Raw genomic sequence first — 14984 nt, 5'->3', positions numbered from 1 at the left:
TTTGCCGGGCTTGAGAGCCCGGGACTCGTTATTCGCCGACGCTGATCTTCAGGCCGGCCGCTATCGCAAAGGGTGCCAGGGTAACGGCCAGGGCCGTCAGGCTGGCGAGCCAGAGCAGATGGCCGGTTGCCGGCATATTTTGCAACGCCGCTTGCAACGCACCACTGCCCAGGATCAATACAGGGATATACAACGGCAGAATCAGCAACGCCAGTAACAAACCTCCGCGTTTAAGGCCGACTGTCAGCGCCGCACCTACCGCGCCCAGCAAGCTCAATACCGGCGTACCCAGCAGCAGCGAACCGAGCAGCACCGGCAGGCAATGGCTTGGCAGCCCCAGCATCAGTGCCAGCAGTGGCGCCAACAATACCAGCGCCAGCCCGGAAAAGATCCAGTGCGCCAGCACCTTGGCCAGCACCAGCAGTGCCAGTGGGTGCGGCGACAGCACCCATTGCTCCAGCGAGCCGTCTTCGAAATCGCTGCGGAACAGGCCGTCCAGCGACAACAACACGGCCAGCAACGCTGCCACCCAGACCAGGCCCGGCGACAAGGTTTGCAACAATTGGCTTTCCGGGCCGACCGCCAGCGGGAACATGGCCACGACAATGGCGAAGAACACCAACGGGTTGGCCAGTTCGGCGGGGCGACGGAACAGCAGGCGCGCTTCGCGGCGCAGCAACAAAATGAATACGCTCATGCAGTCCATTGCCCCAGGTTCAGTTCTCGATAACCGGAGGGCTTGCGTTCCAGTGTGTGATGAGTCGTCAGCACCACCGTGCCGCCCTGCTCGCAGTGGGCTGCCAGGTGCGCTTCAAGCTGCGCCACGCCTTGCTTGTCGAGCGCGGTGAACGGCTCGTCGAGAATCCATAGCGGCGGACAAGCCAGGTGCAGCCGGGCCAGGGCCACACGGCGCTGCTGACCGGCTGACAGGGTATGGCAGGGGACGTCTTCGAAACCGCGCAGGCCGACAGCCTCCAGCGCCGCCCAGATTGCCTCGCGGCTGGCCGGCTGGTGCAGGGCGCACAGCCAGGTGAGATTCTCCTCGGCGGTGAGCAAGTCCTTGATGCCGGCGGCGTGGCCAATCCACAGCAGGGCGCTGGCCAAGGCATGACGCTGTTCTGCCAGGGGCTTGCCACCCAGCAGAATCTGCCCGGCCGTCGGCTGCATCAGCCCGGCCAGCAGGCGCAACAGGCTGGTCTTGCCGCTGCCGTTGGGGCCACTGATCTGCAGCATGTCGCCGGCGCCCAGCTCGAAATCGAGCTGTTCGAACAGCAGGCGCCAGTCGCGCTCGCAGGCCAGGCCCGCGGCTTGGAGGTGAAGGGTCACGGTTTCGCCTTATCTTTAGTAGGGCATTGGGGCGGCGTCGCCTGCTTCGCAGGTGAACCCGCTCCTACAACCCTGTAGGAGCGGGTTCACCCGCGAAGCAGCCAAAACCGCTCCAAAGCCCTTGTGTCTCAAGTCGCCCCGCGCGCTGCCGTTATACTGGCAACCACAGGCGCGCGGCATTATTACACGCGCCGCCGCGCTGCCAAGAGGCCGGGCTCGACAGGTTGTATACAATCATGACTGAAATCAATAGTCTCGGCGCACAAACCGCGATCAACAGCCAAGCCATGAAGGCGGGCATGACCGGCGATCTGCTGCGCCTGATCCAGGCGCAGCCTGGGTTGCTGGCTCCTGGCGAAACCGCGCAAGCCGAGGTTTTATCGTTGCGCCAGACGGGCCAGGACTTTCAGCTGGTGCTACGGCTGATGCAGGCCAACGGCGTGCAGACCCAGCTTCAGGCCAACGCCAGCCAGCCGCTGCCACAAGGCAGCCAGATCACCGTCAGCCAGACCGAAAGCAACCGCCTGGCGATCATGCTGCAACAGGCCAGCGCCAGCCAGGTCGCCACCCTCACCCAGCTGGACACCAGCAAGGTGCCGGTCGGCACCTTGCTGCAAGGCAAGGTCCTGACCAACCAGCTGCTGGCCCAGGCACCCGGCCAACCGGCCGTGTACCGGGCGCTGGTCAGCCTGCTCAACAGCAACCAGGCCGGCGCCACACTGAGCATCGACAGCCCGCGCCCGCTGGCCATTGGCAGCCTGCTCAGCGCCCTGGTGCAGGGTGATCAGTCATTGCGCTTCGTGCCGCTCAGCGGCAGGCAGGACCAACTCAGCATTGCCCAACAGCTGCTGACCCAGCAAAACCGCCAAGCCTCGCTACCCGGCCTGCTCAACGCCCTGCAACAGCTCACCCGCGACCCAGGCGTCGATGGCGACCTGCGCGCCAGCGCCGAACGCCTGCTGGCCGGCCTGCCGGACGCCCGACAACTGGGCGACGCCAAGGCAGTGGCCCAGGCCCTGAACAACAGCGGCAGCTTTCTCGAAGCGAAGCTGCTGAGCGGGTCCACCGCCAGCGTCGCCACCGACCTCAAGGCGCATTTGCTGCGGCTGATGGCCCAGGCCCCTGCCCTCCCGGCAAGCGCTGCCAATCTCAACCCCGCCAGCCTGGCCGTGACCATGCCGGCTTTGGCGCGCAGCGCACTGGGCATGCTCGAGCGGGTCAGCCCCAAGCCGCAGCCGGGCGCGTTCCCATTACCGTCGCGCCTGCTCAAGGCCCTGGAAGAGGAAGGCGACCTGCAACAGCTGCTGCGCCTGGCTGCCGCTGCCGTTTCACGCTTGCAGAGCCACGCCATGAGCAGCCTGCAACAAACCGGCACGCTGGAAAACGGCAACCTGCAGACCACCTGGCAAACTGAAGTGCCGATCCGCCACGGCCAGGACTTCATCCCGCTGCAAGTCAAACTGCAGCGCGAAGAAACCCCACAACAACAGGCCGACCGCCAACATGAAGCCCAAGACCCTCGACAAGCCCTGTGGCGCATCGAGCTGGCCTTCGACCTGTCCCCACTCGGCCCCATGCAAGTGCAGGCACAACTGAGCGAGGGCCGCCTGAGCGGGCAGCTATGGGCGGAGCGCGAGCAGACCGCGCGGTTGATCGACACCCAGCTTGGCGCGCTGCGCGCGCGCCTGCTGGCCCGGGGCCTGGAAGTCGGCGACCTAGAGTGCCACCCGGGCATCCCGCCGCAGGGGCCACGCACACGGATGGAACAACGCTGGGTGGACGAAACCGCATGAACGATACGACACCACGCCAAGCCATAGCGCTGAACTACGACGGCCATCAGGCACCGACCCTCACCGCCAAGGGCGACGAGGACCTGGCCGAGGCCATCCTTGCGCTCGCCCGCGAACACGAAGTTCCGATCTACGAAAACGCCGAGCTGGTGCGGCTGCTGGCGCGGCTGGAGCTGGGCGATCAAATACCCGAGGCGCTGTACCTGACCATTGCCGAGATCATCGCCTTCGCCTGGCACCTGCGCGGCAAGGTACCCGCCGGCTTCGATGATCCGCGCCCGGCAGAACGCGATATCACCCCACCATTGCCCCCGCTGCCCGGCACTGGCCAGTAACTATCTACCACCCCCTCCCTCTCCATGCGCCCAACCTTGTCGGCCTCCCACGTACAAGGTGTACCGTCATGATCGACAGCAGAATCAACGCCAAAGGCGTGCAGTTCGTAGTAGACCATCTGGCCAACATCCCACGCCCGGACCGCGAAGCCCATCGCTTGATCCGGCAGTGGCTTGCCGGGCAAGGTGTGCATATCGACCCCGATCGCGTCGATGTGGTCACCCTGCACTACCGGCCGGATGACCAAGGGTATGTGGCAGCGGTCCAGCAGACCCAGAGCATGACCCAGGCGCTGCTGGGCAACTGGCAAGGGGAGTCCGATAACAACCTCATCGGCGCACTGTTCGCCAACCCTTGGGCAGGCACCTTCCCCCAAGGGCCGTTGAAGCTGGTCGATCGCCTGCCAACGCTGGGCTTTGGCCATCAGGGCGCCGCCTTCGAGGTGTATAACGGCCTGTTCCAGCGATCGTCCCCCGCCCGTTACGATGCCTCGACCCACATTCAGGTTCCGGCTGAAGCCTTCCAGCGGTTCATCGAAGCGCTGGACTTTCACCAGCCGTTCAAAGCCATGCTCGACGCTTACTGGCAGGAGCATCAGGACACTCACCGCCTGGCCAGCAAGCTCAATTTCATCGCCGCCTGCAACGCCCAGGTCAGCCAGGGGCGCCTGAGCGATGCCGCCAGGGAGCTGGCATGGCAAGCCGCCGGCATGATGCCGCAGCGCTTCAAGATACGGGTCAGCACGCTGAGCATCTATGGCTATGCGGCCACCGACCTGCTGTACATCAATGCCCCCCACAGCGATCTGACCCTGCTGTACATGCCAGGTAACAGCTCGCCCTTGCTCGAATTCGCCAGCGAGAACCTGCTCAAGGACTGGGTGGGCGATCAGTGCAAGGACCCCGCCCGACGCGAAGCGCTAAAGCAACACTTCAGGCTCGCCGACCGCCCCCAGGGCCTCGATTTCAGTGGCCTGGACACCGCGCTCGAGGGCCTTGGCGACTATCCGGACCGGCACCGGCTGCCGCCTGAACACGGTTATTTCAACGATGATGGCGTCTGGCCCCCCAGAACCTACGTGAACTACAAACCTGGCAAATACAACCCCAAACTGACCGGGGATATGTTCGCAGCCCTGACCGAGCGCCAGCGCCAGCGCAGCTACGACGACGCCGATTTTGTCATCACCACCGATAGCCAGGTTACCAAAGCCAAATGGCGTGGCTACCTCGCCAACACGCTCAACCTGCTGGCGCCACTGTGCCTGGTGGTGCCGGGGCTGGCGCCACTGCTGGCGGTCGGTGGCATTGCCCAGTTGGGCCTGGGCCTGGATCAGGTGATCAACGGCCACAGCCTGAAAGCCAAACAGGACGGGGTTGGCGACATCGCCTGGGGGTTGTTCAACGCCGTACCGCTGGCAACGGAGGGCAGCGCAGGCATCAAGGCCCTGTTCGAGTTCAAAAGCGATGGTTTTGTCATGCCGCGCGAGGTCAACGAGCAGCTCGGCTATCCGTTGAGCCCGACCAGTCCACCGCGGCTTCCAGAGCCAGAAGGCGCGGAGTACTTCCACCACCACGAGCCGATTACACCGCTTGACGAAGGCGACCCGGCTGTTGCCGGCGCGGTGATACGCTTGCCACACTACGATGGCGAACTGGACGACCTGGAATGCAGCATCGAAACCTACAATGCACGCGTGGTCTATGACCTGGAGCACGACGCATTCATCATCAGGGAAACCGTCAACGAGGTCGAGCCGCAAGCCTACATCGCAGTGCCTGGGAGCCGTGACCTTGTGGCGCTCGACAGGCAGCGCCCAGTCACCGACGCCATGCGCACCCGCACCTTGCGCGCGCTGGGTGTCGACCTGCCACTGCCAGTCACCATTCCGACACCGGCCCCGGACAGCGCCCCCATCCCCAAACTTATCTCCAGCCTCTGGGTCGGCGACAAAGTCATAAGCGAGCCATTGCTGGCCAACCTTGCCGCCAACGCCGCGCGCCTGAGCGACAGTGAATACAGCATGCGCCTGTTTCTGTCGAAGGCTTCGCCTACCGCTTACGAACAGAACGCAAGGCTATTGGCAGCCCGGGCGCCAGGGCTGCAGGTATTGCCGCTTGAAGAGCAAGGCTTCTTCCGGGCCTTCCGCCAGAGCCGCTATTACGCGCAGTACGAGGCAGCGCTGGATGGCAACGGTGGCATCGCCACCAATTACGCGTCTGCGACCGATGTGCTGCGCTACCGGATGCTGCACCATGAGGGTGGGCTGTACATGGACGTGGACGACTTCCTGCTGCCGGACGGCAAGGGCGAAACGATCGATCAGGTCGAACTGCGCACCCCACCCGATGGGCTGCTGCTGCCACCGCCGATGTCCAACGAGAAAATGAGCATGAATTGCCTGTACAACACCAGCCTCATTGGTAGCCACCCAGGCAACCCGCTGCTGGATGCGATCTCCGATGAAATGCTCGCACGTTACCAGACCCATGCAGACTTCTACGAAAGCCGACCGAGCCTGGAGCAGGACCCGAGCGGTTTCTACCGCTATGCCAACACGCTCAGCTACCTCACCGGGCCGGCACTGCTCACTGAAGTGGTCGATCGCCATCTACCCGGGTTGCGGACCCTGCGCCAGATCATCAACCTGCACACCATGCCACGCGTCAACACCTATCCATTCATCAACCCTTCGCAAGCCAATACAGCCCTGAAGCAACTGCTGCCCCTGAACCGGTTCGCCGGCGTGGGCGGCAATCACTCCTGGGTTCGCAATTGAAATGAACAGCGGGTACTGAACGGGCCTGGCGACACCTTTCAGATCGAGCGGAGCATGGGCGCCGCTCGATTTCCCAAGCGACGAACCTGCTGCCGAGGGTACCCCGTCAAGGAGCCCGGTACACCTTGCTCATCAACTCCGCCTCGGCCTGGGTCAAGCCGCAGCTCTGGGTCAACTCATCGATACTCGCCCCCATCCCCACCAGCTTGGCCGCCTGGCTGAAAGTAACGTTGCTGGGGTCGCGCTGCTCGAGGCGCTCCAGCCGGTCCGGCAGGGTGGCCACCGCCGCACGCAGCTCATGGATGGCCTCACCCATGCGCACCGTGCCGTTCTGGTAGTCATCCAGACGCTTGGCCAAGTCCTTGATGCGCTGGTCACGCAGCGCATCGCCCTCGGCCTGCTGCGCAGCCAGCTCGCGCTGGCGCTTGCTGTAGTTGAGGAAAAACCACAGGCTCAGCGCCCAGGCCAGCGCCAGGAAGATGACAGCAACCTCTAGGATCAACTCAGATGTTCTCCAGCTCGGACCACTCTTCCTCGGTCATCATCTTGTCCAGTTCGACCAGGATCAGCAGTTCGCCATTCTTGTTGCACACGCCCTGAATGAACTTGGCCGACTCTTCGTTACCCACGTTCGGCGCGGTTTCGATTTCGGACTGGCGCAGGTAAACCACTTCGGCCACGCTGTCGACCAGAATGCCGACCACTTGCTTGTCGGCTTCGATGATGACGATACGGGTGTTGTCGGTCACTTCGGTCGGCATCAGGCCAAAACGCTGACGCGTGTCGATCACCGTCACCACGTTACCGCGCAAGTTGATGATGCCCAGCACGTAGCTCGGTGCACCCGGCACCGGGGCAATCTCGGTGTAGCGCAGGACTTCCTGCACCTGCATCACATTGATGCCGTAGGACTCGTTGTCCAGACGGAAGGTAACCCACTGCAGGATCGGATCTTCGGAACCTTGTGCAGACGACTTTTTCATTCCCCTACCCTCAAAATCCGCCGTTGGCGGTATGTTCTGTGTCATTTCTGTTTGGCGTGCATCTGCTTGACCGCACCGCTGGCGATCAGCTCGGCCAGTGCGGCGACGTCGAGCAGTGCGCACATGTGTTCGATTACGGTGCCGGCCAGCCACGGGCGCTGGCCACGCTGGCTGCGCCACTTGATCTCCGACGGGTCCAGGCGCAGCGAGCGGCTGACCTGATGCACCGCCAGCCCCCATTCATAGCCCTGCACCGAAATCACGTATTGCAGGCCCTGGCGAAAATCATCGCGGTAGCGGTCGGGCATTACCCAACGCGCAGTGTCCAGCACCTTCAGGTTGCCGGCCTGGCAGGTCAGGATGCCGAGGAACCAGTCGGGCTGGCCGAACAGTGGTGTCAGCTCCTGGCCAGCCAGGGTGTAGATCGAGCCCAGGCACACCAGCGGCACCGCCAGGGTCAGGCCGGCAACGTCGAACAGCAGGCATTCGAACGGCTCGGCCGCCCACACCGGACGACCGTCGACAGTGGCCGGGGGTACGGGCAGGTTGGGCGCCGGCAGATGCACATCGACCAGTGGCACAGCCGGTTCCACGGTTTGTTCTTCGATCAGTACCGGGATGCTGGCTTCGGCCACGATCTCCTGCTCGACCACCGTCACCACCGGGGCTTCCACCGGCATCACGCTGGGCAGTACCGCCAGCCGGGGTTCGGCGAATGGCCGCGGGGCAAAGCTGGCGGCGGCTTCGGCGGGCTCAGGCCGGGCTGGCTGTCGGGCATCGCGTGCCTGCTCCTCGCGCACCGCCTCGGCGAATTCATCCGCCACTGCTGGCTGCTCGCTCAGGTCTTCGGCCTCGGTGGCCTCCTGCAGCAAGCCGTCCAGGTACGATTGCAGGGCCATCTGGGGCCGGGTGCTGGTTTGCCGGGTTTGAGTCATCAGGCTACCTGCACTGCGTTCTTGTAGGTGAGCAGGTGCTTGAGCAGCGCCCTGTAGGCAACCAACCCGCGGCTCTTGCTGTCGAACTGCGAAGGCGTGACGCCCTTGCGACTGGCATCGCGCAGGCGCGTATCCACCGGAATGTAGCCCTGCCATACATGCTGCCCGTAGGTGTCACGCAGCAGCTTGAGGGTGCCCAGCGACGCCTGGGTACGACGGTCGAACAGGGTCGGTACGATCTGGTACGGCAGCGCCTGCTTGCGCGAACGGTTGACCATGGCCAGGGTGCCGACCATGCGTTCCAGGCCCTTCACCGCAAGGAATTCGGTTTGCACCGGGATCACCAGCTGCTGGCTGGCGGCCAGGGCATTGACCATCAGCACACCCAGCAAGGGTGGGCTGTCGATCAGGGCATAGTCGAAATCCTGCCACAGCTGCGCCAGACTCTTGGCGATTACCAGGCCCAGGCCATTCTGCCCTGGCGACTGGCGCTCCAGCACCGCCAGCGCGGTACTCGACGGCAACAGCGAAATGCGCTCATCGCTGGTGGGCAGCAGCAGTTGCCCGGGCAAGCCTTCGGGCACCGTGCCCTTGTGCAGGAACAGGTCGTAGCAGCTGTGCTCCAGGGCATCCGGGTTGTGCCCGAAGTAGCTGGTCATCGAGCCGTGCGGGTCGAGGTCGACGACGACCACGCGCTTGCCGGCCTCGGCCAGCAGGCCGGCCAGGGCAATGGTAGTGGTGGTCTTGCCGACGCCACCTTTTTGATTGGCTACTGCCCAGACTCTCATCAAGCAAACTCTATCTATTGATTTGGCAGGGACACTGTAGAAACAACCGTCATGCGCAAAACTTCAAAGCTCGCACGCCCCTCTGTGGGAGCGGGCAAGCCCGCGAACACCGGCGTAGCCGGTGCCATTCACCGAGTCGCTGGCTTCGCGGGCATGCCCGCTGCCACAGGGGACGGCGGCACATTCAAAATCGTGTTCGTATCAGCGACGGGGAATTGACGTATCACGGCTTCGCTACCGTTGCTTGTATTGCCGGTGCACTTTGTGTGCCAGCCCGGCGCAATGCGGCATCCGGTGTGGCATTGGCGCTGCCCGAGCCGGTCAGGCTGCGGCGCACTTCCAGGTTACGGGAAATCACCAGCACCACCCGGCGGTTGCGTGCGCGCCCTTCGGCGGTATCGTTGCTGGCCACCGGCTGGTACTCGCCATAGCCCACCGAAGCCATGCGTGCCGGGTTGACGCCCTCCATGGCCAGCAGCCGCACGATGCTGGCCGCGCGCGCCGAGGACAACTCCCAGTTGGTAGGGTACTGCGCGGTGCGGATTGGCAGGTTGTCGGTGAAGCCTTCGACGTGCACCGGGTTGGCGAACGGCTTGAGGATGCTGGCCACCTTCTCGATGATCGCAAACGCCTTGTCACTGGGCATCGCGTCACCACTGCCAAACAGCAGCGACGAGTTGAGCTCGATCTCGATCCACAGCTCGTTGCCGCGCACGGTCATCTGGTCGCTGTTGATCAGGTCGCCGAAGGCATCGCGCACGTCATCGCTGATGGTTTTCAACGGGTCGACATTGGTCGCCGCCAGGCCCGCTTCGGTCTGCTCGCTGTCTTTGACCAGCGGTTCGGCCGGGCGCACGCTCAGCGGCTGCTCATCGCCAATCGGGATCGGCTTCATGCTGCGCTCGGGGTCGTTGAATACCCCGAGCAAGGCCTGGGAAATAACCTTGTACTTGCCCTCGTTGATCGAGGAAATGGAATACATCACCACGAAGAAGGCGAACAGCAACGTGATGAAGTCGGCGTACGACACCAGCCAGCGCTCGTGGTTTTCGTGTTCCTCGGTATGACGACGGCGACGCATGGGTTACTCCATGAAGCCTTGCAGCTTCAGCTCGATCGAGCGCGGGTTCTCACCTTCGGCAATCGACAGCAGGCCTTCGAGCAGCATTTCGCGGTATCGCGACTGGCGCATGACGAGGGCCTTGAGCTTGCTGGCGACCGGCAATAGCACAAGGTTGGCACTGGCCACACCGTAAATGGTCGCGACAAAAGCCACGGCAATGCCATTGCCCAGTTGCGACGGGTCGGCCAGATTGCCCATCACATGGATAAGGCCCATGACCGCACCGATGATGCCGATGGTCGGCGCATAGCCGCCCATGCTTTCGAATACCTTGGCTGCCTGGATGTCACGGCCCTCCTGGGTAAGGAGGTCGACCTCAAGGATGCTGCGGATGGCTTCCGGCTCGGCGCCATCCACCAGCAGTTGCAGGCCCTTGCGCGCATAAGGGTCGGGCTCGCTGTCCGCTACCCCTTCCAGGCCCAGCAGGCCTTCTTTGCGAGCGGTCAGGCTCCAGTTCACCACGCGGTCGATGCCGCCCGCCAGGTCGACCCGCGGAGGAAACAGGATCCAACGCAAAATCTGCAAGGCGCGCTTGAACGACGACAGCGGCGACTGCAACAACGCCGCCGCCAGGGTGCCTCCCAGCACGATCAGAGCCGCCGGGCCATTGACCAGTGCACCGACATGACCGCCTTCAAGGAAGTTGCCACCGACGATGGCAACGAAAGCCAGGATCAGACCGATCAGGCTGAGGACGTCCATCAGACGCACGCCTCCACCAGGTGCTTGCCGATTTCGTCCAGGCTGTACACGGCATCCGCCAGGTTCGCCTTGACGATGGCCATGGGCATGCCATAAATCACGCAGCTGGCTTCATCCTGGGCCCACACCGTGCTGCCCCCCTGCTTGAGCAGGCGCGCGCCCTCGCGGCCATCGGCGCCCATGCCGGTGAGCACCACCGACAACACCTTGTCACCGTACGACTTGGCCGCCGAACCGAAGGTGATGTCCACGCACGGTTTGTAGTTCAGGCGCTCGTCGCCGGGCAGGATCTTCACCGTGCCACGGCCATCGATCATCATCTGCTTGCCACCGGGGGCCAGCAGGGCCAGGCCCGGGCGCAGCATGTCGCCGTCTTCGGCTTCCTTGACGCTGATGCGGCACAGCTTGTCCAGGCGTTCGGCAAACGCTTTGGTGAAGGCCGCCGGCATGTGCTGGATCAACACGATCGGTGCCGGGAAATTGGCCGGCAGCTGGGTCAGTACCCGCTGCAGCGCCACCGGCCCTCCCGTGGATGTACCGATGGCCACCAGTTTGTAGGGTTTGCGCTTGGGTGCCGGCGACTGCGAGGCCGCCGGCGTCGGGGCCGCTGCACGGGCAGGCGCTGCCGGGCGCGTCTGCGCCTGGCTGGTAAAGGTGCTGGCCGGCGCTGGCGCGGCGACCGGCGCCGTTCTGGCATAGCTGCCGATCCGGCGGTTACTGCGCGAAATGGTGTGCACCTTCTCGCACAGCAACTGCTTGACCTTGTCAGGGTTGCGCGAGATGTCCTCGAAGTTTTTCGGCAGGTAGTCCACTGCGCCGGCATCCAGCGCGTCGAGGGTGACGCGGGCGCCTTCATGGGTCAGCGACGAGAACATCAACACGGGCGTCGGGCAGCGCTGCATGATGTGCCGCACGGCGGTAATGCCATCCATCATGGGCATTTCGTAGTCCATGGTGATCACATCGGGCTTGAGCGCCAGCGCCTGGTCGATTGCTTCCTTGCCGTTGGTCGCGGTACCCACTACCTGGATCGTTGGATCCGCCGAGAGGATTTCCGAGACACGGCGGCGGAAGAAACCAGAATCATCCACCACCAGGACCTTGACTGCCATAAACACTCCATTAGGCGGCGCAACCCGCCAGGGCGCGCCACCGAAATCAAATACGCCGCGCGGCGTAACGCTTGAGCATGCTCGGGACGTCGAGAATCAACGCGATGCGACCGTCGCCGGTAATGGTGGCCCCGGACATGCCCGGGGTGCCTTGCAGCATCTTGCCCAGCGGCTTGATGACCACTTCTTCCTGGCCCACCAGCTGATCAACGACAAAACCGATGCGCTGGGTGCCGACCGACAGAATCACCACGTGGCCCTCGTGCTGCTCTTCGTGCACCTGGCCCTGGACCAGCCAGCGCTTGAGGTAGAACAGCGGCAGCGCCTTGTCGCGCACGATCACCACTTCCTGGCCGTCGACCACGTTGGTACGCGACAGGTCGAGGTGGAAGATCTCGTTGACGTTGACCAGCGGGAAGGCAAACGCCTGGTTGCCCAGCATCACCATCAGGGTGGGCATGATCGCCAGGGTCAGCGGCACCTTGATGACGATCTTGGAGCCTTGGCCCTTGGCCGAGAAAATGTTGATCGAGCCGTTGAGCTGGGAGATCTTGGTTTTCACCACGTCCATGCCCACGCCACGCCCGGACACATCGGAAATCTCGGTCTTGGTCGAGAAGCCAGGGGCGAAGATCAGGTTGTAGCAGTCCGACTCGCTCAGGCGCTCGGCGGCGTCCTTGTCCATCAGGCCCTTTTCCACGGCCTTGGCACGCAGGATGTTCGGGTCCATGCCCTTGCCGTCGTCCGAGATCGACAGCAGGATGTGGTCGCCTTCCTGTTCGGCCGACAGCACTACGCGGCCGGTACGCGCCTTGCCAGACGCTTCACGCTCGTCGGGCATCTCGATACCGTGGTCGACCGCATTGCGCACCAAGTGCACCAGCGGGTCGGCCAAGGCTTCTACGAGGTTCTTGTCAAGGTCGGTCTCTTCGCCGACCAGCTCCAGATTGATCTCTTTCTTCAACTGGCGCGCCAAGTCGCGGACCAGGCGCGGGAAGCGGCCGAAGACCTTCTTGATCGGCTGCATACGGGTTTTCATCACCGCGGTCTGCAGGTCGGCGGTGACCACGTCAAGGTTGGACACGGCCTTGGACATGGCCTCGTCGCCGCTGTTCAGGCCCAGGCGCACCAGGCGGTTACGCACCAGCACCAGTTCGCCGACCATGTTCATGATCTCGTCCAGGCGCGCGGTGTCGACGCGCACGGTGGTTTCCGCTTCGCTGGCGGCGTGCTTTTCGGCGGCCGGGGCCGGCGCGCGAGGCGCCGCGGCAGGTTTGCTGGCCGGCGAAGGCGCTGGCGCGGCAGCGGGCTTGGCCACCGGCTGGCTTTCGGCCTTGGCGGCAGCAGGCGCTTGCGCCTGGACAGCAGCCGGGGCTTCTACAGCGGCAACATCGCCACCGAACTTGCCCTTGCCGTGCAACTGGTCCAGCAGGGCTTCGAACTCGTGCTCGCTGATTTCATCGCTGGCGGCACTGTTGTCGGGTGCGGCAGGCGCTGGTGCCTGGGCGGCTGGCAAGGCGCCAGCCTGGAAGGTGCCCTTGCCATGCAACTGGTCGAGCAGCGATTCGAATTCGGCGTCGGTGATCTCATCACTGACCGCTTCGCTGCTGATCGCAACCGGCGGCGCGGCGACCTCGGCATTGAACTGGCCCTTGCCGTGCAACTGGTCGAGCAGCGATTCGAACTCGGCGTCGGTGATTTCATCACCAGCACCGCTGACAGTCTCGCCCTGCATCTGCTCGTCGGCCGCCGCTTGCGCCTTGATCGCATCGAGCGAATCGAGCAACTGCTCGAACTCACTGTCAGTGATGTCCTGGTGTTGCTCCTCGGCCTCGGCCGGCGCTGCAGCCACCACGTCGGCAACCGGTGCCGGTGCGGGCGCTGCAACAGCTTCAGCTGCGCCAGGTTCGGCCAGGCGCGACAGCGCTGCCAGCAGTGCGGGGGTGGCCGGTGTCACTTCGGCACGCTCGCGCACCTGGCCGAACATGCTGTTGACCGTATCCAGTGCCTCGAGCACCACATCCATCAGTTCCGCATCGACCCGGCGCTCACCTTTGCGCAGGACGTCGAACACGTTCTCGGCGATATGGCAGCACTCCACCAGCTCGTTCAGCTGAAGGAAGCCGGCGCCCCCTTTTACAGTGTGGAAACCGCGAAAGATCGCATTGAGCAGGTCGGCATCGTCAGGTCGGCTTTCCAGCTCGACCAGTTGCTCGGACAATTGCTCAAGTATTTCGCCGGCCTCTACCAGGAAATCCTGGAGGATTTCTTCATCGGCGCCGAAGCTCATCAAACGTGCTCCTTAAAAACCAAGGCTGGACAGCAGATCATCGACATCGTCCTGACCGGACACGACGTCTTCACGCTTATCGGCATGAATCTGCGGACCTTCACCCCGAGTCGGATGTTTTTCTCGATCTTTTTCTGCACGCAATTGATCGTGGTCATGTTTTATACCGGCAAAGCGGTCGACCTGGCTGGCCATCAGCACCAGTTTGAGCAGGTTGCTTTCCACCTCGGTCACCAGTGTGGTGACGCGCTTGATCACCTGGCCGGTCAGGTCCTGATAGTCCTGGGCCAGCAAAATGTCGTTGAGGTGCCCGGAAACCTTGCGGTTACCCTCGGCGCTGTGCGTCAGGAAACTGTCGACTCGCTTGACCAGATCACGAAATTCCGGCGCAGCCACTTCGCGGCGCATGAAGCGCTGCCAGTCGGTGCTCAGGGCCTTGGCCTCGTTGGCCAGCTCATTGAGCACCGGTGTGCTTTCCTCGACCAGGTCCATGGTGCGGTTGGCCGCGCCCTCGGTCAGCTTGACCACATACGACAGGCGCTCGGTGGCGTCGGTAATCTGCGACACCTCTTCTGCCTGCGGCATGGTGGGGTCGATCTGGAAACTGACGATGGCACTGTGCAGCTCGCGAGTCAGCTTGCCGACTTCCTGGTACAGGCCGCGGTCGCGGGTCTGGTTCAGTTCGTGAATCAACTGCACCGCCTCGCCGAAACGGCCCCGCTCCAGGCTTTCGACCAACTCCTGGGCATGCTTCTTCAGGGTCGACTCGAACTCGCCCAAAGACGTTTGTGATGAATCCATGACGCGCCCCCCCCTG

14 protein-coding genes are annotated in these 14984 nt (G+C 63.6%); 3 read left to right on the top strand and 11 right to left on the bottom strand.

The features are described from left to right. Window positions 1-28: 28 nt before the first annotated feature. A complete protein-coding gene (gene ccmB / locus PRJ_RS08030; RefSeq protein WP_012051653.1) occupies window positions 29-697 on the bottom strand; it encodes a heme exporter protein CcmB in 669 nt (222 codons plus the stop codon). After that, the gene (ccmA, locus tag PRJ_RS08025; protein WP_104961062.1) at window positions 694-1326 is read right to left on the bottom strand and encodes a cytochrome c biogenesis heme-transporting ATPase CcmA; all 633 of its coding nucleotides are present in this window, start codon (window positions 1324-1326) and stop codon (window positions 694-696) included. Before ccmA ends, ccmB begins: the two co-directional genes overlap by 4 nt. Before the next feature lie 236 nt (window positions 1327-1562). On the opposite strand from ccmA, the gene PRJ_RS08020 reads away from it, so the two are divergent. The 3 genes from PRJ_RS08020 (at window position 1563) to PRJ_RS08010 (ending at window position 6234) form a co-directional block, all read left to right on the top strand. Continuing rightward, window positions 1563-3119: a flagellar hook-length control protein FliK gene (locus tag PRJ_RS08020; RefSeq protein ID WP_064491602.1), complete on the top strand. Its 1557-nt coding sequence runs from the start codon at window positions 1563-1565 to the stop codon at window positions 3117-3119. Further along, window positions 3116-3454 carry an EscU/YscU/HrcU family type III secretion system export apparatus switch protein gene (locus PRJ_RS08015; RefSeq protein WP_020190265.1) on the top strand — a complete coding sequence of 113 codons (339 nt, stop codon included), beginning with the start codon at window positions 3116-3118 and terminating at the stop codon, window positions 3452-3454. Before PRJ_RS08020 ends, PRJ_RS08015 begins: the two co-directional genes overlap by 4 nt. 68 nt (window positions 3455-3522) lie before the next feature. Continuing rightward, window positions 3523-6234, top strand: a complete 2712-nt coding sequence (locus PRJ_RS08010) for a dermonecrotic toxin domain-containing protein (protein ID WP_104961061.1) — start codon at window positions 3523-3525, stop codon at window positions 6232-6234. A gap of 106 nt (window positions 6235-6340) precedes the next feature. On the opposite strand, the gene PRJ_RS08005 is transcribed toward PRJ_RS08010, so the two are convergent. The 9 genes from PRJ_RS08005 to PRJ_RS07960 all read right to left on the bottom strand — a co-directional run bounded on the left by PRJ_RS08005 (window position 6341) and on the right by PRJ_RS07960 (window position 14968). Next, on the bottom strand, window positions 6341-6736 hold the full coding sequence (locus tag PRJ_RS08005) for a DUF2802 domain-containing protein (protein WP_010955062.1): 396 nt from the start codon (window positions 6734-6736) through the stop codon (window positions 6341-6343). A 1-nt stretch (window position 6737) separates the two neighbouring features. Beyond that, window positions 6738-7217, bottom strand: a complete 480-nt coding sequence (locus PRJ_RS08000) for a chemotaxis protein CheW (protein WP_003254393.1) — start codon at window positions 7215-7217, stop codon at window positions 6738-6740. Between the two features lie 41 nt (window positions 7218-7258). Further along, on the bottom strand, window positions 7259-8152 hold the full coding sequence (locus tag PRJ_RS07995; RefSeq protein WP_020191816.1) for a CheW domain-containing protein: 894 nt from the start codon (window positions 8150-8152) through the stop codon (window positions 7259-7261). Further along, a complete protein-coding gene (locus PRJ_RS07990) occupies window positions 8152-8940 on the bottom strand; it encodes a ParA family protein (protein WP_104961060.1) in 789 nt (262 codons plus the stop codon). Before PRJ_RS07990 ends, PRJ_RS07995 begins: the two co-directional genes overlap by 1 nt. Before the next feature lie 223 nt (window positions 8941-9163). Then, on the bottom strand, window positions 9164-10021 hold the full coding sequence (gene motD, locus PRJ_RS07980; protein WP_104886510.1) for a flagellar motor protein MotD: 858 nt from the start codon (window positions 10019-10021) through the stop codon (window positions 9164-9166). 3 nt (window positions 10022-10024) lie between these two features. After that, on the bottom strand, window positions 10025-10765 hold the full coding sequence (locus PRJ_RS07975; protein WP_104961059.1) for a flagellar motor protein: 741 nt from the start codon (window positions 10763-10765) through the stop codon (window positions 10025-10027). Continuing rightward, window positions 10765-11877, bottom strand: a complete 1113-nt coding sequence (locus tag PRJ_RS07970; RefSeq protein ID WP_010955067.1) for a chemotaxis response regulator protein-glutamate methylesterase — start codon at window positions 11875-11877, stop codon at window positions 10765-10767. Before PRJ_RS07970 ends, PRJ_RS07975 begins: the two co-directional genes overlap by 1 nt. A 46-nt stretch (window positions 11878-11923) precedes the next feature. Next, entirely contained in the window at window positions 11924-14167 is a 2244-nt protein-coding gene (locus PRJ_RS07965; RefSeq protein WP_104961058.1) for a chemotaxis protein CheA, read from the bottom strand. A 12-nt stretch (window positions 14168-14179) separates the two neighbouring features. Continuing rightward, window positions 14180-14968, bottom strand: coding sequence for a protein phosphatase CheZ (locus PRJ_RS07960; RefSeq protein ID WP_010955069.1), 789 nt, complete (start codon window positions 14966-14968; stop codon window positions 14180-14182). Window positions 14969-14984: the final 16 nt, after the last annotated feature.

It is taken from the genome of Pseudomonas sp. XWY-1, from assembly GCF_002953115.1.
Taxonomy (GTDB): Bacteria; Pseudomonadota; Gammaproteobacteria; order Pseudomonadales; family Pseudomonadaceae; genus Aquipseudomonas; species Aquipseudomonas alloputida.
The sequence above is the reverse complement of the archived record's forward strand: the minus strand, read 5'-3'. Positions and strand labels throughout refer to the sequence as shown.